This window comes from Streptosporangium vulgare, assembly GCF_042428775.1.
In the GTDB taxonomy this organism is placed as follows: domain Bacteria; phylum Actinomycetota; class Actinomycetes; order Streptosporangiales; family Streptosporangiaceae; genus Streptosporangium; species Streptosporangium vulgare.
In genome coordinates, this window is the sequence record NZ_JBHMBS010000025.1 from 1 (window position 1) to 23,826 (window position 23,826).

General features: G+C 71.3%; 22 protein-coding genes. 3 read left to right on the plus strand and 19 right to left on the minus strand.

Annotated features, from left to right (window positions below; all coding sequences use genetic code 11):
• Positions 1–644 precede the first annotated feature (644 nt).
• The 11 genes from tyrS to argC form a co-directional block, all read right to left on the minus strand.
• Positions 645–1,913, minus strand: a complete 1,269-nt coding sequence (gene tyrS / locus ACFFRH_RS34595) for a tyrosine--tRNA ligase (RefSeq protein ID WP_344746959.1) — start codon at positions 1,911–1,913, stop codon at positions 645–647.
• Between the two features lie 184 nt (positions 1,914–2,097).
• On the minus strand, positions 2,098–2,748 hold the full coding sequence (locus ACFFRH_RS34600) for a DNA-3-methyladenine glycosylase (protein WP_344746960.1): 651 nt from the start codon (positions 2,746–2,748) through the stop codon (positions 2,098–2,100).
• Positions 2,738–3,121 (minus strand): hypothetical protein, encoded by a 384-nt coding sequence (locus tag ACFFRH_RS34605; RefSeq protein WP_344746961.1) that lies wholly within the window; start codon positions 3,119–3,121, stop codon positions 2,738–2,740. The genes ACFFRH_RS34600 and ACFFRH_RS34605 overlap by 11 nt, the downstream gene beginning before the upstream one ends.
• Positions 3,121–4,518 carry an argininosuccinate lyase gene (argH, locus tag ACFFRH_RS34610; protein WP_344746971.1) on the minus strand — a complete coding sequence of 466 codons (1,398 nt, stop codon included), beginning with the start codon at positions 4,516–4,518 and terminating at the stop codon, positions 3,121–3,123. Before argH ends, ACFFRH_RS34605 begins: the two co-directional genes overlap by 1 nt.
• A 53-nt stretch (positions 4,519–4,571) precedes the next feature.
• Positions 4,572–5,780 carry an argininosuccinate synthase gene (locus ACFFRH_RS34615; RefSeq protein WP_344746962.1) on the minus strand — a complete coding sequence of 403 codons (1,209 nt, stop codon included), beginning with the start codon at positions 5,778–5,780 and terminating at the stop codon, positions 4,572–4,574.
• A gap of 92 nt (positions 5,781–5,872) precedes the next feature.
• Complete coding sequence (locus ACFFRH_RS34620; protein WP_344746963.1) at positions 5,873–6,379, minus strand: arginine repressor; 507 nt, start codon at positions 6,377–6,379, stop codon at positions 5,873–5,875.
• Between the two features lie 5 nt (positions 6,380–6,384).
• Positions 6,385–7,392, minus strand: a complete 1,008-nt coding sequence (gene argF / locus ACFFRH_RS34625; RefSeq protein ID WP_344746964.1) for an ornithine carbamoyltransferase — start codon at positions 7,390–7,392, stop codon at positions 6,385–6,387.
• A complete protein-coding gene (locus ACFFRH_RS34630) occupies positions 7,382–8,533 on the minus strand; it encodes an acetylornithine transaminase (protein ID WP_344746972.1) in 1,152 nt (383 codons plus the stop codon). The genes argF and ACFFRH_RS34630 overlap by 11 nt, the downstream gene beginning before the upstream one ends.
• A 56-nt stretch (positions 8,534–8,589) precedes the next feature.
• Positions 8,590–9,552, minus strand: a complete 963-nt coding sequence (gene argB / locus ACFFRH_RS34635) for an acetylglutamate kinase (RefSeq protein WP_344746965.1) — start codon at positions 9,550–9,552, stop codon at positions 8,590–8,592.
• Positions 9,549–10,703 (minus strand): bifunctional glutamate N-acetyltransferase/amino-acid acetyltransferase ArgJ, encoded by a 1,155-nt coding sequence (argJ, locus tag ACFFRH_RS34640; RefSeq protein WP_344746966.1) that lies wholly within the window; start codon positions 10,701–10,703, stop codon positions 9,549–9,551. Before argJ ends, argB begins: the two co-directional genes overlap by 4 nt.
• Positions 10,700–11,722 (minus strand): N-acetyl-gamma-glutamyl-phosphate reductase, encoded by a 1,023-nt coding sequence (gene argC / locus ACFFRH_RS34645; protein WP_344746967.1) that lies wholly within the window; start codon positions 11,720–11,722, stop codon positions 10,700–10,702. The genes argJ and argC overlap by 4 nt, the downstream gene beginning before the upstream one ends.
• 267 nt (positions 11,723–11,989) lie before the next feature.
• Between argC and ACFFRH_RS34650 the strand changes: the two genes are divergently transcribed.
• The 3 genes from ACFFRH_RS34650 (at position 11,990) to ACFFRH_RS34660 (ending at position 15,909) form a co-directional block, all read left to right on the plus strand.
• Positions 11,990–13,651, plus strand: coding sequence for a class I adenylate-forming enzyme family protein (locus ACFFRH_RS34650; RefSeq protein WP_344746968.1), 1,662 nt, complete (start codon positions 11,990–11,992; stop codon positions 13,649–13,651).
• A gap of 288 nt (positions 13,652–13,939) precedes the next feature.
• On the plus strand, positions 13,940–15,247 hold the full coding sequence (locus ACFFRH_RS34655) for an MFS transporter (protein WP_344746969.1): 1,308 nt from the start codon (positions 13,940–13,942) through the stop codon (positions 15,245–15,247).
• An 83-nt stretch (positions 15,248–15,330) separates the two neighbouring features.
• Positions 15,331–15,909, plus strand: a complete 579-nt coding sequence (locus tag ACFFRH_RS34660; RefSeq protein ID WP_386161719.1) for a Uma2 family endonuclease — start codon at positions 15,331–15,333, stop codon at positions 15,907–15,909.
• 152 nt (positions 15,910–16,061) lie between these two features.
• Here ACFFRH_RS34660 and ACFFRH_RS34665 read toward each other — a convergent pair whose 3' ends face one another.
• From ACFFRH_RS34665 to infC, 8 genes are all read right to left on the minus strand, one after another.
• Positions 16,062–16,307, minus strand: coding sequence for a hypothetical protein (locus ACFFRH_RS34665; RefSeq protein WP_344746970.1), 246 nt, complete (start codon positions 16,305–16,307; stop codon positions 16,062–16,064).
• Between the two features lie 195 nt (positions 16,308–16,502).
• A complete protein-coding gene (locus ACFFRH_RS34670; protein ID WP_386161622.1) occupies positions 16,503–19,073 on the minus strand; it encodes a phenylalanine--tRNA ligase subunit beta in 2,571 nt (856 codons plus the stop codon).
• Positions 19,073–20,122, minus strand: a complete 1,050-nt coding sequence (gene pheS, locus ACFFRH_RS34675) for a phenylalanine--tRNA ligase subunit alpha (RefSeq protein WP_386161721.1) — start codon at positions 20,120–20,122, stop codon at positions 19,073–19,075. Before pheS ends, ACFFRH_RS34670 begins: the two co-directional genes overlap by 1 nt.
• 121 nt (positions 20,123–20,243) lie before the next feature.
• Positions 20,244–21,326 (minus strand): sensor histidine kinase, encoded by a 1,083-nt coding sequence (locus ACFFRH_RS34680; RefSeq protein ID WP_386161623.1) that lies wholly within the window; start codon positions 21,324–21,326, stop codon positions 20,244–20,246.
• A 79-nt stretch (positions 21,327–21,405) separates the two neighbouring features.
• Entirely contained in the window at positions 21,406–22,221 is an 816-nt protein-coding gene (locus ACFFRH_RS34685) for a TrmH family RNA methyltransferase (protein ID WP_386161624.1), read from the minus strand.
• A 72-nt stretch (positions 22,222–22,293) separates the two neighbouring features.
• Positions 22,294–22,677, minus strand: coding sequence for a 50S ribosomal protein L20 (gene rplT, locus ACFFRH_RS34690; protein WP_012892552.1), 384 nt, complete (start codon positions 22,675–22,677; stop codon positions 22,294–22,296).
• Between the two features lie 24 nt (positions 22,678–22,701).
• Positions 22,702–22,896, minus strand: a complete 195-nt coding sequence (gene rpmI, locus ACFFRH_RS34695) for a 50S ribosomal protein L35 (RefSeq protein ID WP_030920046.1) — start codon at positions 22,894–22,896, stop codon at positions 22,702–22,704.
• 129 nt (positions 22,897–23,025) lie between these two features.
• The gene (gene infC, locus ACFFRH_RS34700; RefSeq protein ID WP_446697428.1) at positions 23,026–23,709 is read right to left on the minus strand and encodes a translation initiation factor IF-3; all 684 of its coding nucleotides are present in this window, start codon (positions 23,707–23,709) and stop codon (positions 23,026–23,028) included.
• Positions 23,710–23,826 lie beyond the last annotated feature (117 nt).

Below are 23,826 nucleotides of genomic sequence, written 5' to 3' on the forward strand. Positions count from 1 at the left end.
TTTTAACACACTGTTGAGTTCTCAAGAAACGGACGCGTACACCATCACCCAAACCCGGCCAACCAGCCGAGCAGAACTCCGGGGCGTTCCATTTCGTATTTAAACCGTACAGGCCTGTCAAGATTGTGTCAAATTGCTAGCTATCAGCCGTTTGTCACAAAACCTGTAAACTTGCTAGGATTCTCGCCCGCCTCGCTTCCGAGGCGGCCCCTGAACCTACCGTGCCATCCGGGCCCACAGCGAATCAACCGATTTTCCGGTGACCTACGCGGAGTCCGAACGCTCAGGTTCGTTTCAGGTGGAGTGGCCCTGGGCCCGTCCGCCGATCGGCGTCCGGCTCGCTCCGGGGCATTGGAAAGATTATGCGCCCTTCGGAACATCGTCAAATCAGCCACGCTTGGCAAAACCGCAGGTCAGGGCGGTTCCTTAAGAAAACCAGGGACGTTTGCTACCGGAATGTTACGCGATGGGACAGCTGGCGCCCTGGCCTGAGCCAGGATGTCAGATGACCCGGCTCAAGCCGCTGACCTGGCCGAAGACCAGGTCACACGGAAGAACGGCAGGACACCGGGAACCGCCGAGGACCACCGGGAACCGCGAGGAACCCGGGGCCGTCAGGAACAGAGCGGTGCGCGTAGGAGGGATCAGGCCGTGACGATCTCGACACCGCCGACGGAACGCTTGCCACGGCGCAGCACCAGGAAGCGTCCGTGGAGCAGGTCATCGGCAGACGGCACGTACGCCTCGTCGGTGACCTTGACGTTGTTGAGGTAGGCGCCGCCCTCCTTCACCGCGCGGCGTGCCTCCGACTTCGACTTCACCAGGCCACTCTCGGCGAGCAGGTCGACGAAGGACGCTCCCAGAGCGGGCACCTCCGCACGTGGCACTTCCGCGAGGGCCTCTCCCAGTGTGCGCGCGGGCAGCTCCTCCAGGGACCCCTGGCCGAACAGGGCCGCCGAGGCCGCGATCACCGCGGCGCACTCGTCGGCGCCGTGCAGCAGCGTGGTGAACTCCTCGGCGAGCGCCCGCTGCGCCTCGCGCCCGGCGGGCCGCTCCGCGGCCGCCTTCTCCAGCCCCTCGATCTCCTCACGGGACCGGAAGCTGTAGATCTTGAGGAACTTCACCACGTCACGATCGTCCGCGTTCAGCCAGAACTGGTAGAACGCGTACGGGGAGGTCATCTCCGGGTTGAGCCAGACCGCGCCGCCGGCCGTCTTGCCGAACTTGGTCCCGTCGGCCTTGGTGATCAGCGGCACGGTGAGGGCGTGCACGTGGCCGCCCGTCACCCGGCGGATGAGGTCGGTGCCCGCGGTGATGTTCCCCCACTGGTCGCTGCCGCCGATCTGGAGCGTGCAGCCGTGACGCCTGTTCAGCTCCAGGTAGTCGTTGGCCTGCAGGATCTGGTAGCTGAACTCGGTGTAGCTGAGCCCTTCCCCGCCCAGCCGGGCCGAGACCGACTCGCGGGCGAGCATGCGGTTGACCGGGAAGTGCTTGCCGACGTCGCGCAGGAAGTCGATCGCGGACATGCCCTCCGTCCAGTCGAGGTTGCTGACCAGGATCCCGCTCTTCTCGTCGGAGAAGTCGAGGAACTTCTCGACCTGGACGCGGATCCGCGCCACCCACTCGGCCACGACGTCGGAGGAGTTGAGCGAGCGCTCGGTGCTCCGGCCGCTGGGGTCGCCGATCAGCCCCGTCGCGCCACCCACCAGGCCGATGGCCCGGTGGCCCGCCCGCTGGAGGCGGGTGAGGGTGAGCAGCGGGACCAGGTTGCCGACGTGCAGGGAGGGGGCGGTCGGGTCGAAGCCGCAATAGACCGTGATCGGACCCTCGGCCATCGCCGCGCGCAGGGCGTCGATGTCGGTGGACTGCGCGATCAGGCCGCGCCAGGCGAGGTCATCCAGAATGTCGGTCACGATCCTTGCTTTCCAATGCTCGAAGGGACATTTAGCGCTCTCGTACACCCTGCCCGATCACGGCACTGTCGCGCCACTCGAAACCCCCTCTCGCACGAGGCGACCGGCGAGAGAAAGGCACGAGGGCGGGCCGGGGGGGAGATCACGTGGTCTAACAGCGCCGTGGTCCAACAGCGGCCACGACCTAACGGCGGCGCGGGACGTGCGGGCGGTGCGGAGAGACCGTGGGATCACCGTCGATCCAGAAGCGCCACGGCGTCTCCTTCCCCGACGAGACCCCGGTGCGCGGCCCCGACAGGATGGACGCCGCCTTGGCCGGCTCGCCCTCGGTCACGGAGAGTGATCCGGGACCGCAGGCGTCGAGCCCGTTGTGCTCGCGGGCGAGGCCGAGGGCCACCGCCAGTCGTGCCGGCCCCCTGGCGAGGTCGGCCTCCCTGACGGGACGGCCGCTTCCCGCGCTCCGGCGGGCCAGGGCGGTCTCGGCACCGGAGATCACCTCTCCGGCCCGCAGCAGCACCCCGGAGCCGACCCCCTCGGGAAGGCAGGTGAGGTTGGCGCAGAAGTGCATGCCGTACGTGAAGTAGACGTACAGGTGACCCGGCGGGCCGAACATCACCGCGTTGCGCGGCGTCCGGCCCCGGTAGGTGTGCGAGGCGGGATCCTCGCCCGGCACCCCGTACGCCTCGACCTCGGTGATCCGCAACGCGACCGGCCCGTGCACGAGCACCCGTCCCAGCAGGTCGGGGGCGACCTCGTGGGCGAGCCGGTCGAAGAAGTCGCGTGCCAGCGGCGTGGACGCGGCGGGCGGTCGCCCGCCGTTCTCGTCAACGGGCATCGTCCAGGACCCCGGTGACCGAACGGCCACCGCCCGGCCCCTCGGCGGCCAGGCGACCACCACTCAGGCCCCTGGCGGCCAGGCGGCCACCGCCCAGATCACCGGTGACCAGACGACCACCGCCCAAGTCCTCGGTGATCAAACGGCCACCGCTCAGGCCCATGGCGGCCGAACGACCACCACCCAGGCTTACAACGGCCAGACGACCATCGCCCTGGCTTCCAGCGGCCAAGCCGCCACCGTCCAGGTCACCGGCCGCCGAGCGGCCGTCACCCGCCTGCGCCGCGACCGGACGGCCGTCGCCCGATCCCCGGGCGACCCGGTGAGCGTCACCCTGCCCCCCGGCGATGTCGGGACGGCCGTCGCCGGACATCAGCTTCCGCTCGCCCAGGCGGCCTGGGCGTCGACGATCTCACGCAGCGCGATGAGCTGGTCACGGACCCGGTCGGGTGCCGTGCCGCCGTGCGCCTTGCGGGCGGCCAGCGCGCCGGGCACCGAGAGGACCTCGCGGGAGTCGGGCGTGAAGTGCGGCGAGACCTTGGCCAGCTCCTCGTCGGTGAGCTCGCCGAAGTCCTTGTCGTTGACCTGGCACCAGACGACCAGGTGTCCGACCGCCTCGTGGGCCTCGCGGAAGGCGACCCCTCTGCGGACCAGCAGCTCGGCCAGGTCGGTGGCGAGGGCGAACCCGTCGGGGGCCGAGCTCTCCAGCTTGGCGGTGTTGACGCGCATGGTCGCGACGAGCCCGGCCATCGCGGGCAGGACGAGCAGCAGGCTGTCGACGGAGTCGAACACCGGCTCCTTGTCCTCCTGCAGGTCGCGGTTGTAGGTCAGCGGCAGGCCCTTGAGCGTCGTCAGCAGCGCCATGAGGTTGCCGATGAGGCGGCCGCTCTTGCCCCGGGCGAGCTCGGCCACGTCGGGGTTCTTCTTCTGCGGCATGATCGACGAGCCGGTGGAGTAGGCGTCGTCCATCTCGATCCAGCGGAACTCCTGCGAGGCCCACAGGACGATCTCCTCGCCCAGCCTCGACAGGTGCACGCCGATCATCGCCGCGTCGAACAGGAACTCGGCGGCGAAGTCGCGGTCGGCGACGGCGTCCATCGAGTTGGGCGCGGCGGAGTCGAAGCCGAGCTCCCCGGCCACGGCCTGCGGGTCGAGCGGCAGTGAGGACCCGGCCAGCGCTCCCGCGCCCAGCGGGGAGACGGCCGCGCGCCGGTCCCAGTCGCGCAGGCGGTCGATGTCGCGGGCGAAGGCGTGCACGTGCGCCAGGAGCTGGTGTCCGAACGAGACCGGCTGGGCGTGCTGCAGGTGGGTCATGCCGGGGGCCGCCGTCTCGGCGTGCTCCTCGGCCTGGCTCATCAGCGCGGTCTCCAGCTCCACCAGCCGGGACACGATGTGCCTGACGTGGTCGCGCAGGTAGAGCCGCAGGTCGGTGGCGACCTGGTCGTTGCGGCTGCGACCGGCCCGGAGCTTGCCGCCGAGCGTGCCGAGGCGTTCCAGCAGGCCGCGCTCCAGCGCGGTGTGGACGTCCTCGTCGGCGACGGTCGGCCGGAACTCGCCCGCCTTGCAGGCGCGCTCCAGGTCGTCCAGGGCGCCGATCATGCGCGTCAGCTCGTCGTCGCTCAGCAGGTTCGCGCGGTGCAGCACCCTGGCGTGCGCGCGCGAGGCCAGCAGGTCGTACGGCACCAGCCGCCAGTCGAAGTGGACGCTCACCGAGAGCCTGGTCAGCGCGTCGGCCGGACCTCCCTCGAACCGGCCGCCCCACAGCCGCATGGGCTTGCCACCATCAGTCACCGTTGTTCTCCCTCCCCATTCAATCCGCGACCTTAGCCCAATCGGCCCAGCCGGGCGTCCCGGGCCGAGGCAATCTTGGAGGGCAGGCTCCACAGCTCGACGAAGCCCTTGGCCAGGGACTGGTCGAAGGTGTCGCCGGTGTCGTAGGTCGCGAGGTTGAAGTCGTACAGCGACGCCTCGGAGCGGCGCCCGGTGACGGTGGCCCGGCCGCCGTGCAGGGTCATCCGGATCTCGCCGGTGACGTGCTCCTGGGCCTCGGCGATGAAGGTGTCGAGGGCCTTCTTGAGCGGGGAGAACCACAGGCCGTCGTAGACGAGCTCGCCCCAGCGCTGGTCCACCGACCGCTTGAAACGGGCGAGGTCGCGCTCGACGGTGACGTTCTCCAGCTCCATGTGGGCGGTGATCAGGGCGATGGCGCCGGGCGCCTCGTAGACCTCGCGGGACTTGATGCCGACGAGCCGGTCCTCGACCATGTCGAGGCGGCCGACGCCCTGGGCGCCCGCGCGGCGGTTGAGCTCCTCGATGATCTGGAACGGGGTGAGGTGCCGTCCGTCCAGGGCCACGGGGACGCCCTTGACGAAGCTGACGATGACCTCGTCCGCGTCGCGCGGCTGCGCCGGGTCGGCGGTGTAGGCGTAGACGTCCTCGATCGGGCCGTTCCAGATGTCCTCCAGGAAGCCGGTCTCGACGGCCCTGCCCCAGATGTTCTGGTCGATGGAGTACGGGTTCTTCTTGGTGGTCTCGATCGGCAGGTTCTTCTCCTCGGCGTAGGCGATCGCCTTGTCGCGGGTCCACGCGTAGTCGCGGGCCGGGGCGATGACCTTGAGCTCGGGGTACAGGGCGGCCAGGCCGGCCTCGAAGCGGACCTGGTCGTTGCCCTTGCCGGTGCAGCCGTGCGAGACGTGGGTGCCGCCGAACTCCTTGGCCGCCGCGGCCAGGTGCTTGACGATCAGCGGCCGCGACAGGGCGGAGACCAGCGGGTAGCGGTCCATGTAGAGGGCGTTGGCCTGCAGCGCGGGCACGCAGAAGTCGGTGGCGAACTCCTCGCGGGCGTCCACGACGACGGACTCGACGGCGCCGCAGTCGATGGCGCGCTTGCGGACGGCCTCCATGTCCTCGCCGCCCTGGCCGACGTCGACGGCGACGGCGACGACCTCGGCGCCGGTCTTCTCGGCGAGGAAGGGAATGGCGACGGAGGTGTCCAGGCCTCCGGAGAATGCGAGTACGACCCGGTCGGTCATGATGGATGTCTCCAAGATCTTTATTGGTCACAGGTGCCGGACGACGCCGTCACGGCTGTCGGATGCCGCCGGGGACAGCCCGCCTGAGCGGGCTAAGTACGTCGGTCGGCGTGCCGGAGCAGTCCTTCTGCGACCGCCGCCCCGCCCAGCGGGTCGCGGCTGATGACGAGGATCGTGTCGTCTCCCGCGACCGTGCCGAGGATGGACTCCCAGTCGGCGTGGTCGATGGCGGAGGCGAGGAACTGGGCGGCGCCCGGCGGCGTGCGGACGATGACCAGGTTGGCGGAGGCCTCGGCGGAGACGAGGAGCTCCTCCGCGAGCCTGCCGAGCCTGGCGTCCGGGGACTCGCCGGTGCCGAGCCGGGCGAGCCTTATCCGGCCGCCGCCCTCCCCCGGCAGGGCGTAGACCAGGGAGCCGTCCTCGGCGCGCAGCTTGAGCGCGCCGAGCTCGTCCAGGTCGCGGGAGAGGGTGGCCTGGGTGACCTCGACCCCGCTCTCCAGCAGGAGTTTGGCCAGCTCGGGCTGGGACCTGACCGGCTGCCGCTGCAGGAGGTCGGTGATCCGCGCCTGGCGGGCGACCTTGGTCATCGGGATCGTCATGCGGGTCACCCGCCTCCGGACGGGTCGCCGCCACGCGAAGAGCCGCGCACGGTGTCCTGGGACGCGCCCTGGCCCGCCACCAGCCAGTGCAGCAGGGCCTTCTGGGCGTGCAGCCGGTTCTCCGCCTGGTCCCACACCAGGCTCCGCGGGCCGTCGAGGACCTCGGCGGTGATCTCCAGGTCGCGGTAGGCGGGCAGGCAGTGCAGGACGACGGCGCCGGGGGCCGCCCGGCTCACCAGCGCGGCGTTGACCTGGTACGGCATGAGGTCGGCGATCCGCTGCTCCTTGCCCTCCTGCCCCATGGAGACCCAGGTGTCGGTGGCGAGCACGTCCGCGCCCGCGGCGGCCTCGGCCGGGTCGGCGAGGACGGCGACCGAGCCGCCGGTCTTCGCGGCGACCTCGCCGGCCCGCCGGAGGATCTCCGGGTCGGGCAGGTATCCGGCGGGGGCGGCGACCCGCACGTGCATGCCGGCGACGGCCCCGCCGAGCAGGTAGGAGTGGGCCATGTTGTTGGCCCCGTCGCCGAAGTAGGCGAGCGTGATCCCCGCGGTCCTGCCGAAGTGCTCCCTGACGGTCTGCAGGTCGGCGAGGATCTGGCAGGGGTGGAACTCGTCGGTGAGGGCGTTGACCACCGGCACCGAGGACGCCGAGGCCATCGCCTCGATCCTCTCCTGGCCCGAGGTGCGCCACACGATGGCGCCCACCTGGCGCTCCAGGACCCGGGCGGTGTCCTCGATCGACTCGCCCCGGCCCATCTGGGAGGATCCGGCGTCGAGGATGAGGGGGAGGCCGCCGAGCTCGCCGATGCCGACCGCGAAGGAGACGCGGGTGCGGGTGGAGTGCTTGTCGAAGAGGACGGCGACGGTCTGCGGCCCCTCGAAGGGCCGGTAGGCGTAGCGGTCCTTCTTCACGGCCTCGGCCAGGTCGAGCACCTGGGCCTGCTCCGCGGGCGAGAGGTCGTCGTCCTTCAGGAAGTGCCTGACGTGCGCCCGTCCGGCGAGGTTACTGGGCATCTGCGGCCTCGTCGAGAATGGCGGGAAGCGCGGCCACGAAGGCCGCGACCTGGGCTGAGGTGATCACCAGCGGGGGCGCGAGCCGTACCGCGTCGGGCTGGAGGGCGTTGACCAGGAAGCCCGCGCGCTGGGCGGCGGCCTGGACCTGGGCGGAGCGGCCGTCGGTGAGCACGACGGCCCGCCACAGTCCCCGGCCGCGGACGCCGGCGAGCAGCGGGTGGCCGATCGCGGCGATGCCCTCGGCGAGCTCGGCGCCGACGGTGCGGGTGTGCTCCAGCAGGCCGTCCCCGTCGATGGTGTCGAGCACGGCGAGCGCGGCGGCGGCCGAGACCGGGTTCCCGCCGAAGGTGGACCCGTGGTCGCCCTGGGCGAAGACGGTGGCCGCCGCGCCGAAGCCGACGCAGGCGCCGATCGGCATGCCGCCGCCGAGGCCCTTGGCCAGGGTGAGCACGTCGGGCAGGAAGCCCTCGTGCTGGTGGGCGAACCAGTGCCCGGTGCGGCCGATCGCCGACTGGATCTCGTCGGCGACCAGCAGCGCGCCGGTGACGTCGCAGATCTCCCTGGCGGCCGTGAAGTAGCCCTCGGGCGGGGGCACGACCCCCGCCTCGCCCTGGGTGGGTTCGAGGAAGACCGCGGCGCACTCGTCGGTGACCGCGTTCTTGAGGGCGTCGGCGTCGCCGTACGGGACGAAGCGGACGTCGATCGAGAACGGCCCGAACTGGTCGCGGATGGAGGGCTTGCCGGTGAGGGCGAGCGCGCCGAGGGTGCGGCCGTGGAAGCCGTTCTCCGCGGCCACGAAGTAGGTGCGGCCGTTCGCCCTGCCGTACTTGAGGGAGAGCTTCAGCGCGGCCTCGTTGGCCTCGGTCCCGGAGTTGCTGAGGAACACCCTGGCCGGGGCGCCGAGCAGGCCGAGCAGGCGCTCGGCGAGCAGCACCTCGGGCTCGTGCAGGAAGAGGTTGCTGGTGTGGGCGAGCGTGGCGACCTGCCGGGAGACGGCCTCCACCAGGGCGGGGTGGGCGTGGCCGAGCGAGCTGACCGCGATGCCGCCGATCAGGTCGAGGTACTCGCGGCCGTCGACGTCCCAGACCCTCGCGCCCTCGCCCCGGGCCAGCGCCACCGGGGGCACGCCGTAGTTGGGCATGAAGGCGGCCTCGAAGCGCCTGGCGAGCGCCTCTCCTGCGGGACTGTCGTGCGGGCTCACTGGTCGTTCCCCTTCAGCTGGGCGGGGGCCTCGGGCCGCCGCCTGACCGGCTCCGGCGCGGCCGCCGCCTCGGGGGCGTCCGGCAGCACCATGGTTCCTATGCCCTCGTCGGTGAAGACCTCCAGCAGCACCGAGTGGGGCACCCTGCCGTCGAGCACGTGGGCCCGCGGCACGCCGCCCTGGACGGCGGTCAGACACGCCTCCATCTTGGGGATCATGCCGCTGGACAGTCCCGGCAGGAGTTTCTCCAGCTCGGTGGCTGACAGCTGCTCGATGATCTCGTTCTCGTCGGCGTCGGGGCGCCAGTCGCGGTACAGGCCCTCGACGTCGGTCAGGATGATCAGCTTGGACGCCCGGAGCGCCACGGCGAGCGCGGCGGCGGCGGTGTCGGCGTTGACGTTGTAGACGGTGCCGTCGTCGCTGCGCGCGATGGAGGAGACCACCGGGATCCGCCCGTCGTCCAGCAGGGCCCGCACGGCTCCGGCCTCGACCTCGACGATGTCGCCGACCTGGCCGATGTCGACGCCGACGCCGTCGACGAGGGCGTGCTTGCGTACGGCCGTGAACAGGTGGGCGTCCTCGCCGGACATGCCGATCGCGAACGGCCCGTGCCGGTTGATCTGGCCGACCACGTCGCGGTTGACCTGGCCGACGAGGACCATCCTGACGACCTGCATGGCCTCGGGGGTGGTGACCCTGAGCCCGGCGGTGAAGGTGGACTCGATGCCGAGCAGGTCGAGCTGGGCGTTGATCTGCGGCCCTCCCCCGTGCACGATCACCGGCCGCAGCCCGGCGTAGCGCAGGAAGACGACGTCGGCGGCGAACTTCTCGCGCAGGTGCTCCTCGGTCATCGCGTTGCCGCCGTACTTGATGACGACAGTCGCGCCGTGGAAGCTCGCGAGCCAGGGCAGCGCCTCGATCAGCGTGGCGGCCTTCTTCAGGGCCTCGGCGCGTCTCATGAGGAGTACGCCGAGTTCTCGTGGACGTACGCCGTGGTGAGGTCGGTGGTGTGGATCGTCGCCGTGTGCGGTCCGGCCGACAGGTCGATGGTGATCGTCACCTCGCGCGGGGTGAGGTCGACCTTGGAGCGGTCGTCGCCCGCGGCGCCGCCCCGGCAGATCCAGATGCCGTTGATGGCCACGTTGAGCCGGTCGGGTTCGAAGACGGCGTCGGTGGTGCCGACGGCCGACAGCACCCGGCCCCAGTTGGGGTCCTCGCCGTACATGGCGCACTTGAAGAGGTTGGAGCGGGAGACGGCGCGGCCGACGGTGACCGCGTCGTCCTCGGAGACGGCACCGACGACCTCGATGGCGATCGCCTTGGAGGCGCCCTCGGCGTCCATCAGCAGCTGGCGGGCGAGGTCGGCGCAGACCGCGAGGAGGACCTGCTCGAACTCGGCGAGGTCGGGGACGACCCCCGAGGCGCCGCTGGCCAGCAACAGCACGGTGTCGTTGGTGGACATGCAGCCGTCGGCGTCGAGCCGGTCGAAGGTGACCCGCGTCACCTTGCGGAGCACCGCGTCGAGCTGCTCTGAGGGCAGGTCCGCGTCGGTGGTGATCACCGACAGCATGGTGGCGAGGCCGGGGGCGAGCATGCCCGCGCCCTTGGCCATGCCGCCGACCATGTAGCCGCCCGCGCCCTTCCTGAAGGAGATCTTCGAGACGGTGTCGGTGGTGCGGATGGCGTCGGCCGCGGCCACGCCGCCGTCCCTGGCGAGCTGGGAGACCGCGAGGTCGACCCCGGCCAGCAGCGGGTCCATCGGCAGCCGCTCGCCGATCAGGCCGGTGGAGCAGACCGCGACCTCCCCGGCCGAGTCGCCCAGGGCTCCGGCGACCTTCTCCGCGGTGGCGTGGGTGTCCTGGAAGCCGAGCGGCCCGGTGCAGGCGTTGGCGCCGCCGGAGTTGAGGACGACGGCGTGGACCCGGCCCCCGGCCAGCACCTGGGCGGACCACAGGACCGGCGCGGCCTTCACCCGGTTGGCGGTGAAGACCCCGGCGGCGGCGCGCGAGGGACCGTCGTTGACGATCAGCGCCAGGTCGCGGTCTGCACTGGACTTGATCCCGGCGGCGACACCCGCCGCGCGGAAGCCGAGAGGGGCGGTCACGCTCATGGGGCGACTCCGTTGAGAGGAAGGCCGAGCTCTTCCGGCAGGCCGAGGGCGAGGTTGGCGCTCTGGATCGCGCCACCGGCCGTGCCCTTGGTGAGGTTGTCGATGGCGACGACGGCGACGACGCGGCCCGCGCGCTCGTCCAGGACGACCTGGAGGACCGCGGTGTTGGCGCCGAGGGTCATCGAGGTCGCGGGCCACTGGCCCTCGGGGAGCAGCCGCAGGAACGGCTCGTCCTTGGTGGCGACCTCGTAGGCCTCGCGCAGGACCGCCTGGGTGAGGCCGGGCCTGGCGGGGGCGGTGCAGGTGGCGAGGATGCCGCGGCTCATCGGTGCCAGCACGGGGGTGAAGGAGACGGTGACCGGCTCGCCCGCGAGCGGGGAGAGGTTCTGCTCCATCTCCGGGGTGTGCCGGTGGACGCCGCCGACGCCGTACGCGCTGGCGGAGCCCATCACCTCGCTGCCCAGGAGGTTCGGCTTGGGCGCCCGGCCGGCCCCGCTGGTGCCGCTGGCGGCGACCACCACCACGTCGGGCTCGACGAGACCGGCGGCGAAGGCGGGGAACATGGCCAGGGTGACGGCCGTCGGGTAACACCCCGGCACGGCGATCCTCCGGGTGGCGCGCAGCTCCTCGCGCCGCCCCGGCAGCTCGGGCAGCCCGTACGGCCAGGTGCCCGCGTGGGCGCCGCCGTAGAAGTGCTCCCAGGCGGCGGGGTCGGCGAGCCGGAAGTCGGCGCCGCAGTCGACCACGAGGGTGCCGTCGCCGAGCTGCTCGGCGACGGCGGCCGACTGGCCGTGCGGCAGCGCGAGGAAGACGAGGTCGTGGCCGCCGAGGGTCTCGGCGCTGGTCTCCAGCAGGATCCTGCCTGCCAGCGGGGCCAGGTGTGGCTGGTGGGCTCCGAGGGCGGTGCCCGCGCTCGACGCCGCGGTCAGCGCGCCGATCTCGATGCCGGGGTGGGACAGCAGCAGGCGCAGGAGCTCACCTCCGGCGTAGCCGCTGGCACCCGCGATCGCCGCTCTCATCCGTCTCCCCGCCGTCTGCATGCTTATGCATTGCTACTCATGGACTTACTAGAAAGATTATGCATCGCGAAGGATTGCCATGCAAGCCGGTAAGGCACGGGCCCGGCTGTCCAGAAGTATCACGAGGCGGAAAAAGCATGAAGACCATGCTTTATCGGCCCGCGGACGAGGACACGAGGCCATCGGTCATGTTTCGGCACTGTTGCGCGTACCTACCGGTCGGTATCGTGGCGGTTCCGGCCCCTCCACCTCCGGGAGTACGAACGCATGACTGTCACCCACGCCCAGGTCCAGGCCCAGCTCACCGCCCCGGGGCAGCTTTTCGAGACGGAAAAGGTCCTCAGCCACGGCGGGACCGTCAGGACCTGGAAGCACGCGCCCCGTGACTTCCGGGCCCTCCTGGAGACGAGCAGGTTCCACGGCGACAAGGTCTTCCTGACGTACGAGGACGAGCACATCACCTACGAGGAGCACTTCCGGCGGGCCGCCACACTCGCGCGGCGTCTGGTGGACGAGTACGGCGTGGTCAAGGGCGACCGGGTGGCCATCGTCATGCGCAACTACCCCGAGTGGGTGATCGCCTTCTCGGCCGCGCTGGCGGCCGGGGCGATAGCCGTGCCGCTCAACGCGTGGTGGACGCCGCAGGAGCTGGAGTACGGGCTGTCGGACTCGGGGGCCAAGGTGCTGATCGCCGACGGCGAGCGGGCGGCCGGGCTCGCCGGCCTGGCCCCGGCGCTGATCGTGACGCGCGGCGAGACGCCCGCGGGCGCCCGCTCCTTCGCGGAGGTGATGGGCGAGGTGGAGGCGGACGTGACGCTGCCCACGGTCGACCTCTCCCCCGAGGACCCCGCGACGATCTTCTACACCTCCGGCACCACGGGCCGCCCCAAGGGCGCGCTCGGCAGCCACCGCAACCTCGGCCAGTCGCCGATGACCGTCGCCTACGGCCTGTACCGCAGCGTGATCAAGGCGGGCAAGGACCCGGGCGAGTCGGCCGGGCAGCGCCGCGTCACCCTGCTCACCGTGCCGCTCTTTCACGTCACCGGCTGCTTCGCGGTGATGACCACCACCATGTTCACCGGCGGCGGCCTGGTGCTGATGTACAAGTGGGACCCGGGCCGCGCGCTGGAGCTGATCGAGCGCGAGAGGATCACCGGGCTCACCGGCGTGCCCACCAACGTGTGGCAGCTCCTGTCCCACCCCGATCTGGACAAGTACGACATATCCAGCCTCAGCGGTCTCGGGTACGGCGGCGCCCCCGCCCCGCCGAAGCTGCTGGAGCGCATCACCGAGCAACTGCCCAACCGCGCCCCCTCCAACGGGTACGGCATGACCGAGACCACCGCCCTCGCCATCAGCAACGCCGGAGCCGACTACCTGGCCAAGCCCGACAGCATCGGCCTGCCGATGGCCGTGGTCGAGGTGAAGATCGCCGATCCCGCCGGCGACGAGCTGCCGGTCGGCACGGTCGGCGAGCTCTGCCTGCGCGGCCCGAACGTCATCCTGGGCTACTGGAACCGGCCGGATGCCACCGCGGAGACCTTCGTCGGCGGCTGGCTGCACACCGGCGACCTGGCCAGGGTGGACGAGGAGGGGTTCGTGTTCATCGTGGACCGGGCCAAGGACATGGTCATCCGCGGCGGCGAGAACGTCTACTGCGCCGAGGTCGAGGCCGCCCTGTTCGAGCACCCGGCGGTCGAGGACGCCGCGGTGATCGGGATCCCCCACGACGAGCTGGGCGAGGAGGTCGGCGCGGTGGTCCGGCTGTCGTCCCCGGTCACCGACGAGGAGCTGCGGGCCTTCCTGCGCGAGCGGATCGCCCACTTCAAGGTCCCGGTCAGGTTCTGGGCACGCGAGACGGAACTCCCTCGCAACCCCGGCGGCAAGATCCTCAAGACCCGGCTGCGCCAGGAGGTCCTGGGCCCCTGACGCCCACCGGACGACGCTCCTGTCGCGATCGCGATCGCGGTCACAGGCGCAGGCGCGGTCGCGGTCACCCCCCGTCCGGCCGCCCTGTCACCGTCGCCCCCCGCGCATCGCCACCCTCCATTCTCCGTGCCCGCACCTCACCATTCTCTGGCCCGCACCTCCCCGGCGCCCTGTCACGTCCCCCTGCGGGCTCACGGCGCCGGGGGCGGCCTTCCCGCGCCCGGCCCGGCCGTGACCTGCCGGAAAATGACTTGCCTTCGCGTAGATCACCATTGAAACTAGCTGTTCGTGCCGGAAAACGCCGATCGACCGATCAAGACCCTGCTCCGCCGTCTGGCGATGGACATCAGCCCTCTCCGCGACTCGCGCGACTTCCGGCTGCTCTTCGGCTCCGGCCTCATCACGATGTTCGGCACCTTCCTGACGCTGGTCGCGGTGCCGTTGCAGATGAAGGAGCTCACCGACTCCTACCTGGCGGTCGGCCTGGTCAGCCTGGCCGAGTTCGTCCCGATGGTGGTGTGCGGGCTCTGGGGCGGGGCGATCGCCGACGCCCTCGACCGACGCAAGATCATTCTTCTCACCGAGGTGGGCCTCTGCCTCACGGTCACGGTCCTGACCGTCAACGCGCTGCTGCCGAACCCTCAGGTCTGGGTGCTGTACGTGGTCGGCGCGCTCTCGGCCGGCCTGGGCAGCCTGCAGCGGCCCAGCCTGGAGTCGCTCGTGCCACGCGTGGTCAGGCACGACCAGCTGGCCGCGGCCGCCGCCCTCGGCGCCTTCCGCTGGAACCTGGGCGCCATCGTCGCCCCGGGCCTCAGCGGCCTGATCGCGGCCTGGTTCGGTGTCGCCGTCGCGTACGGCGTCAACGTGGTGACCTTCCTGGCGTCCCTCGTCCTGCTCTGGATGGTCCGGGCCCAGCCGCGCCCGGAGGACACCCCCTCGGCCTCGATCAGATCCCTGGTCGAGGGGGTCCGCTACGCCGTGGGCCGTCCCGACCTGATGGGCACCTACCTGGTCGACATCGCTGCGATGATCTTCGCGTTCTCCACCGCCCTCTACCCCTTCCTCGCCGACGAGCTGGGCGCCCACGAGGCCCTGGGGCTCTTCTACTCCGCCTCGGCCATCGGCTCGCTGATCGCCTCGGTCACCTCCGGCTGGACCGCGCACGTGCACCGGCACGGCCTCGGCGTGATCATCGCGGCGGCCGTGTGGGGGGTGGCGGTGGCGCTGGCGGCGCTGATGCCCAATGTCTGGGGCATCTTCGCCTTCCTCGCCGTGGCCGGGGCCGCAGACATGATCAGCGGCGTCTTCCGCTCGACCATCTGGAACCAGACCATCCCCGACGAGTTCCGCGGCCGCCTGGCGGGCATCGAGCTGCTCTCCTACACCAGCGGCCCGATGCTCGGCAACGCCAGGGCCGGTCTGATGGCCGGCATCGGCGGCGCCCGCTTCTCCCTGGGCGCCGGCGGCCTGCTGTGCGTCGGCGCGGTGGCCGCGATGGCCGCGCTGCTGCCGAGGTTCCGCACCTACGACGCCCGCACCGACGAGCACGCGATCAGGGAACGCGCCCGCCGCGAGGAGGAGGCCGCCCGCGCCTGACCCCGGACAGCGGCAAGTATCCTCACGGAACGGAATCCCATTGCTACTGTGAGAGCATGACGGTCGACGTACGGAGCCCCGAGATGACGGAGTCCTCGCTGCCCGACTGGGTGTTCCCCCCGCAGGAGGGGTTCGTCGCGGAGGATCTCGATCGCATTCCGCAATTGCCCGCACACACAGAGTTAATCGATGGAAGCCTGGTCTTCGTGAGTCCTCAGGCTTCTTTTCACACGCGAGCGGTGGATCTACTGGTCGATGCCCTCCGCCATGCCGCGCCCGCCGACCTTCGAGCACGCCGGGAGATGAGCGTCATCCTGGGCGAGCGGCAGCGGCCCGAGCCCGACATCAGCGTCATCCACGCCTCCGCCGAGCACGGCATGGAGCAGACCTTCTACCGGGCGGAGGACGTCGTGCTGGTGGTGGAGGTCGTCTCCCCCGAGTCCGCGGGCCGCGACCACGACCGCAAGCCGGTGCTGTACGCCGAGGCGGGCATCGCGCACTTCTGGCTGGTCGAGAACCAGTCGGGAAGGCCCGCGATCTACGTCTACGAGCTCGACCCGGTCACCCGCTCCTACGCGCTCACCGGCATCCACCGCGACCGGCTCAAGGTCTCGGCCCCCTTCGACGTCGACATCGACCTGGCGAGGATCGACCGGCTCTAGGGTCCGGCCCAGGGCGGCGCTAACCACCGCCCGCCGCGGGCTCCGGCACACCATCCGGACATCCCCCGCCCGCCGCCGACTCCCCTGGAAGCCCCGCCGACCGTCACGCGCCTCGCCTCTCCGCGCGAGAGCCCGCCGGACGAGGCCGCGTCTCATCCGGTCTCGCGCCAGCCCTCGTACTCCTCGGCCAGCGCCTCGAGGCGGGCCACGCCCTCCGGCGGCAGCGCCCCGGAGGGGTCCTCGACCACCACGAGCCACTGGGCGTCCTCGGCGTCGTCCTCGCCCGCGAGGGTCTCCCTGACCACGGCGGGCACGCCGATCACCGGAAACTCCCCGGCCACGACCTCGGCGACCTCCTCGGCGTCGTCGCGCTCGGCGAACACCAGCAGATGCCTCATCGCCCCCTCCCGGGGAAGGGCTCGTCTCCGCCCAGGGCGAGCGACCCGCCCTGGGCGACCGGCGGGTACGTCATCGTCGCCTCCTGCACGAAATCCACCCGGACCGCGAACATCCCGGTCCATCCGGAACGCGAATCATTCGGCCCGGTACGCCGAAAGGGGCCCGGGACACGCCCCGGGCCCCTCGTGAACCGGTCAGACGCCGCGCAGCCGCGCCCCGGTGCGCTCCCCGGCCAGGGCCACGGCCGCGTCGCGGGCCGCGGTGGTCTCCTCCACGGTGAGCGTCCGGTCGGGCGCCCGGAAGCGCAGCGAGTAGGCGAGGGACTTCTTGCCCTCGCCGACCTGGGCGCCGGTGTAGACGTCGAACAGCCGGATCGACTCCAGCAGCGGGCCCGCGCCCTCGCGCAGCGCCTCCTCCACGGCGGCCACCGGGGTCGCCGCGTCGACGATGAGCGCGACGTCCTGACCCGCGACGGGGTACGCGGAGATCGACGGGGCCTGCGGCGGACCCGCGCTCAGCGGCTCCAGCCGGGTCAGCTCCAGCTCCATCGCGCAGGTGCGCGGCGGCAGGCCGTAGGCCTCGACGACACGCGGGTGCAGCTCACCGGCGTGACCGACGAGCACGTCACCGGCGTACAGCGCGGCGCAGCGGCCCGGGTGCCAGGGCTCGTGCCGGTCGGCGCGGACGTCGAGGGTGACCCCGGCCTCGGCGGCCACCACCCGGGCCGCCTCGACGGCGTCCGCCCAGCCGGCCGCCCGGCCCCTGCCCCACCAGCCGGACGGCTCGAACTCCCCGGCCAGCACCGCCCCGACCCGGAGCGGCTGGGCGGGCAGCGCGGACTCGATCGAGGCGAGCTCCTCCGGGCTCGGACTGCGGTCGACGCCCAGCACGGGGGCGACGGCGGGCGCGTCGGACGAGGGCCGATAGACCAGGCCCGCCTCGAACAGCGCCACGTCGCCGAAGCCCCGGCCCACGTTGCGGACCAGCGTCTTGAGCAGGCCGGGCAGCAGGGTCGTCCGCATCAGCGGCTCGTCCTCGCTGAGCGGGTTGGCCAGCCGTACGGCCAGGCGGCGCGCGTCGTCGGCGGGCAGCTGCAGGTTGTCGAAGTCGCGCTCCCCGCTGAACGGGTAGGCGAGGATCTCGACGTAGCCCGCGGCGGCGAGGGCCCGCCCGACCCGGCGGCGCAGGCGCTGGCTCTCGCTGAGACCGGCGCCGGCGGGGGCGGCGGGCAGGATCGAGGGCAGGTTCTCGTAGCCCTCCAGCCTGATGACCTCCTCGGCGAGGTCGTTCGGATCGGTGAGGTCGGGCCGCCACGAGGGCGGGGTGACCGCCAGCATGTCGTCACCGGTGACCGCGAGCCGCGCGGCGATCCCGGCCGAGGCGGGGTCGCCGGTGGCCGCGGTGCCGCCGGCCGTGCCGCCCGTCACCGGGCCGGTCGCGGCGGTGGCGCTCTCGACCGTGCAGCCGACCTGCTCCAGGCGGCGGATCACCGTCTCACGGTCGTAGACGGTGCCCGCGACTCTGCCGGGGTAGTCGCTCGGGATGGCGACGCGGACCGGCTCGACCGCCACCTCGGCGTGGGTGACGCCCGGCTGGATCGTGCCGCCGCCGAGCTCGGCCAGCAGCCGGGCCGCGCGCCAGGAGGCGTACAGCGGCAGCTCCCTGTCGACGCCCCGCTCGAAGCGCTTGGAGGCCTCGCTGACCAGGTTGTGCCGGCGCGACATGCGCGCGGTGCCGCTGGCGGAGAAGTGGGCCGCCTCGATCACGATGTCGGCGGAGGCGTCGGAGATCTCGGTGTGCAGGCCGCCCATGGTGCCGGCCATCGAGATCGCGCCCGACCCGTCGGTGATCAGGATGTCGTCGGGGTGGAGCTTGCGGACCACGTGGTCGAGCGTCTCCAGCGTCTCGCCCGGCTCGGCCCTGCGCACCACGATCTCACCGGTCAGCTTGGCCGCGTCGAAGGCGTGCAGCGGCTGGCCGAGCTCCAGCATGACGTAGTTGGTGACGTCGACGGCGAGCGAGACCGGGCGCATGCCGGCTCGGGAGAGCCGCGCGCGCATCCACAGCGGGCTCGGCGCGGACGGGTCGAACCCGCGGATCTCACGGAGCACGAAGCGGTCGCAGGCCGACGGGTCGGCGATCGAGGCCGGGTAGGACGGGCCCGCCGCGGCGGGCGGGGAGACGTCGGCGGGGTCGATGAACGCCGAGTCGAAGGCGGTGGCGGCCTCGCGGGCCACGCCCCGGATGGAGAGGGCGTAGCCGATGTCCGGGGTGATCTCCAGCTCGATCACGTCGTCACGCAGGCCGAGCAGCTCGACCACGTCCGCGCCGATCGGGGTGCCCGCGGGCAGCACGAGGATGCCGGGGGACGAGTCGGCCACGCCGAGCTCCGCCTCCGAGCAGATCATGCCGTCGGACAGCCGCCCGTAGGTCTTGCGCGAGGCGATCTCGAATCCGCCGGGCAGCACGGCGCCGGGCAGCGCGACCGGGACGCGGTCGCCGGCCTCGAAGTTGGTCGCGCCGCAGACGATCTCGCGCGGCGCGGCCTCCCCCACCTCGACCTGGCAGTGGCGGATGGGCTTCTTGAACCCCTCCAGCGTCTCGATGGAGATCACCTCGCCCACGACGACGTTCTTGATGTCGTGGCCGTAGGAGGTGACGGACTCGAGCTTGAGCCCGGCGGCGGTGAGCTTCTCGGCGATCTCGTGCGCCGTGACGGCGGGGAGATCGACGTACTCCCGCAGCCATGAAAGCGGGACCTTCATCAGATCTCCATTCCGAAGGGAAGCGTGAAGCGGACGTCTCCCTCGACCATGTCGCGCATGTCCTCGACGTTGTGGCGGAACATCAGGGTGCGCTCGACGCCCATGCCGAAGGCGAAGCCGCTGTAGCGGGCGGGGTCGACGCCGCAGGCGACGAGCACCCGCGGGTTGACCATGCCGCAGCCGCCCCACTCGATCCAGCCCTCCGACTTGCAGGTGCGGCAGTGCGGGTTGCCGGGCACCGCGGAGGCGCCGCGGCAGACGAAGCACTTCAGGTCCATCTCGGCGGAGGGCTCGGTGAACGGGAAGTAGTTGGGCCGGAACCGGGTGGTGATGCCCTCACCGAACATGACCTCGGCGAACCGGTCGAGGGTGCCCTTGAGGTGGGCCATGGTCAGGCCCTCGTCGATCGCCAGCCCCTCGACCTGGTGGAAGACGGGGGTGTGGGTGGCGTCGAGCTCGTCGGTGCGGAACACCTTGCCCGGCGAGATCACGTAGACCGGGAGCTCCCGGGTGAGCAGCGCCCGGATCTGGACGGGAGAGGTCTGGGTGCGCAGCACCTTTCCCGAGTCGACGGACTCCACGAAGAAGGTGTCGTGCTCCGAGCGCGCCGGGTGGTCGGGAGAGATGTTCAGCGCGTCGAAGTTGAACCACTCCCCCTCCAGCTCGGGACCCTCCGCCACCTCGTAGCCCATCGCGACGAAGGCGTCGGCGATGCGCTCCTGGAGGGTGGTCAGCGGATGCCTGGCGCCGCGGGGGGCGCGGGTGGAGGGCAGCGTGACGTCGACGGTCTCCTCGACGAGTACCCGCTCGTCGCGCTCGGCCTCCAGCTGCGCCTGCCGCTCGGCGAGGGCGTCGGCGACCGCCTTGCGGGCGCCGCCGATGCGCTTGCCCGCCTCGGAGCGGGCCGCCGGGGGCAGCGCGCCGATCTCGCGGTTGGCCAGGGCGATCGGTGAGCGGTCACCGGCGTGCGCGAGGCGCACCTGCTTGAGTTCTTCGAGGTCGCGCGCCGCCTTGACGGCGTCGAGCGCGTCGGCCTGCATGCGCGCCATCTCGTCGGCGTGCAGCGGGGTCACCTCGACCGGGTCGTAGTTTGACAAGAGAGAGCTCCGAATCCAGGGCTTGAGCGGCCATGAGTCTAGTCGGATGAGCCCACCGGGCCGACATTCGCGATCAGGCGAAGTCGGGGGTGCCGGTGGGCACCATAAATCGAAACTCGGCGCCGCCCTCGGGCCCGCGCTGCACGGAGATGGTGCCGCCGTGCGCCTCGATCAGCCCCTTGACGATGAACAGGCCGAGCCCGGTGCCGCCACGGCGGCGGGCGTTGCCCCGCCAGAACTGCCGGAAGACGCGCGTGACCAGCTCGGGCGGGATGCCCTCCCCCTGGTCACGGACGGACACGGTCACTCCCCATTCGCTCGGCTCGACGACTATTGTCACCGTACCGCGCCCGTGACGCACCGCGTTTTCCATGAGGTTGGCGAGCACCTGGTCGATCTTGTCCTGGTCGAGCCAGGTCTCGGGGAGCTCGCCGCGCACCTGGAGCACGAAGCGGTCCTCCGGCTCCCCCGCCGCCACCCGTCCCGCGATGATCCTGGAGATCCTCGCCGGGACGTCGACCACCTGGCGGTGGATCTCCAGCCGCCCCGACTCGATGCGCGAGACGTCGAGCAGCTCGGTGATCAGCCGGGTCACCCGGTCGGCGTCGGCGTTGACGGTCTCCAGCATGACGAGCTTCTGGTCGTCGGTGAAGCGGGTCCACTTGGCCAGCAGGGTCGCGGTGAACCCCTTCACGCTGGTCAGCGGGGAGCGGAGCTCGTGGGCGACGGTGGAGACCAGATCGGCGCGGCTGCGCTCCAGGCGGGCGCGGGCCCCGGCGTCGCGCAACGTGATGACCACCCGGACGACCTCTCCGCCCCGCCGGGGCTCGCGGACCAGGCGGGCGGCGACCAGCAGCTCCTGGCCGCCGGGGGTGCGCAGCGGCAGCTCGGGCTGGCGGGCGCGGCTGGAGAGCCCGCCGTAGGTGTCGAGCCACTTCCACCAGTCGCGCCCGTCGTGGTCGCGGAAGGAGAACACGTCGCGCAGGTGCCGCCCCGCGGCCCGCTCGCGGGTGACGCCGGTCAGCAGGGCCGCGGCCCGGTTGACGGTGAGCACGTGGCCGTCGCCGTCGGTCACCACGAGGCCGTCGGGAAGCTCGTCGACGTCGATCACAGAAGCGGCATCGGTGCTCCGCTCACCGGTGTGTTCGCCGTGCACGACCCCGCCTCCTCGACGCTACATGGCCGACAATAGCGGGTTTCCCGCACCGTACGGCAGCCTCGCCGGGCGGGGGGCGTCACGTGGAGCCGGCACCGGTGCGCTGAGAACGGGCAGATGCGTACAGACAGACCGCGGCGGCGGTCGCGAGGTTCAGGCTCTCGGCCCGCCCGTAGATGGGGACCCTGACGATCTCGTCGGCCAGCTTCAGGATCTCCTCGGGAAGACCCCACGCCTCGTTGCCGAAGATCCAGGCCGTCGGTCCCGACAGGTCCACGTCGTCCAGGGTCTGCCTGCCCGCGCCGTCGGCGGCGAGCACCCGCAGCCCGGCCCCCTTCAGGTGCTCCACCGCCCGCGCCACCGGGACGCCCGTACTGACCGGGAGGTGGAACAGGCTGCCGGCGCTGGCCCGCACGCACTTGCCGTTGTAGGGATCGACCGAGGCGTCGGTGAAGACGACGGAGTCGGCGCCCGCGGCGTCGGCCGTACGCAGCACGGTGCCCGCGTTGCCGGGGTCGCGGACGTGGGCCAGCACCGCCACCAGCCTGGAGCCGGGGACGACGGAGGCGTCCAGGGGCACGTGCACGAAGCGGCACACGGCCAGCAGCCCCTGGGGGGTGACGGTCTGGGCCAGCTCGGCCATGACCTCGCCGCTGGCCCGGTGGAGCGGCACCCCCGCGGCGGTGGCGGCGGTGACGACGTCGGCGTGACGCAGCTCGGCCTCGGCCGTGGCGAACAGCTCCACCACGACGCCGTCCAGCGCGAGCGCCTCGCGGACCGCCTGGGGCCCCTCCGCCAGGAAGGAACGGTCGCGGTCCCTGAAGGCCCGCTTCGTCAGCCTCCGCGCGGCCTTGACCCGCGGCGACTTGATGTTGGTCAGCTCAGACCCGGCCATACCCGTCCCCCAAGAATGCGAATGCGGCCCGCAGCGTGATCGCTGCGGGCCGCACGGTCGTCAGTGCCTCGCTCAGCCGGCGACCGGCGCGTTCACGTCGGCCGGGAGCGCCTTCTTGGCGGCCTCGACCAGCGTCGCGAACGTGGCGGCGTCGTTGACCGCGAGGTCGGCGAGGATCTTACGGTCGACCTCGATGGAGGCGAGCCGCAGGCCCTGGATGAGCCTGTTGTAGGTGATGCCGTTCTGGCGGGCAGCGGCGTTGATGCGCTGGATCCAGAGACGACGGAAGGTGCCCTTGCGGTCCTTGCGGTCGCGGTAGGCGTACGTCATCGAGTGGAGCATCTGCTCCTTGGCCTTGCGGTACAGCCTGGATCGCTGACCCCGGTAGCCCTTCGCCCGCTCGAGAACGACCTTGCGCTTCTTCTTGGCGTTGATCGCCCGCTTCACGCGTGCCATGTGTATCTATCTCCCCGGGGGCGGTTACTTAGCGAGCAGCTTCTTGATCTTCTTGGAGTCGGCGTCGGAGAGCACGACCTCGGGCTTGAGACGACGCGTCAAGGTGGACGGCTTGTGCTCGTTGTAGTGCGCACGGTTGGCGCGACGGCGCACAAGCTTGCCGGAACCCGTGAGCCTGAACCGCTTCTTCGCACCGCTGTGCGTCTTCATCTTCGGCATCTCAGCCGTCTCTCCCTCGATCGTGCCGATGTCCCGGGCCGGTAACCCAAGTCAAGGGCGTGCCTGACTACGAGACCGGACCCGGTCTCGGACTGATCTCGCGCTACCTGACGATCCAGGCTATGCGAGTTACTCCTGCGGAGCCGCCACCGTTCCGCTGACGGACACCTCGTCGTTGACGCGCGTCTCGTCCGCGGCCGGCGACCCTTCACCCGAAGGGGTCTCGTCATGCCGTGCCTTGGCAGCGGCCTTCTCGGCCTTGGCCTCGGCCTTCTTCTTGTGCGGGCCGATCACCATGATCATGTTTCGACCGTCCTGCTTGGGCTGGGACTCGACGAAACCGAGCTCCGTCACGTCCTCCGCCAGCCGCTGCAGGAGCCGGAAGCCCAGCTCGGGCCGGGACTGCTCCCGGCCGCGGAACATGATGGTGACCTTGACCTTGTCGCCGGCCTTGAGGAACCGCACCACGTGACCCTTCTTGGTCTCGTAGTCGTGCGGGTCGATCTTCGGCCGAAGCTTGATCTCCTTGATGATGGTGTACGCCTGGTTACGGCGCGCCTCGCGTGCCTTCATCGCGGACTCGTACTTGAACTTGCCGTAGTCCATGAGCTTGCACACCGGCGGGCGGGCCGTTGCCGCGACCTCGACCAGGTCGAGGTCGGATTCTTGAGCCAGCTTCAAGGCATCGCCGATGGAGACGATGCCCACCTGCTCGCCGTTCGGGCCGACGAGGCGGACCTCGGGCACGCGAATGCGGTCATTGATGCGGGGCTCGGCGCTGATGGGGCCTCCTAGGTTGCGATCCGCGGCCATCCTGCAGGAGGCCGCAACATGCTCGATCGTGCCGGGAGGTCGTAGAACGCACACCCTGTTGAGGGCGTTCGAACGCAAGATGCCCCGCACGTCACGCATGCGGGGCCACATGAACTC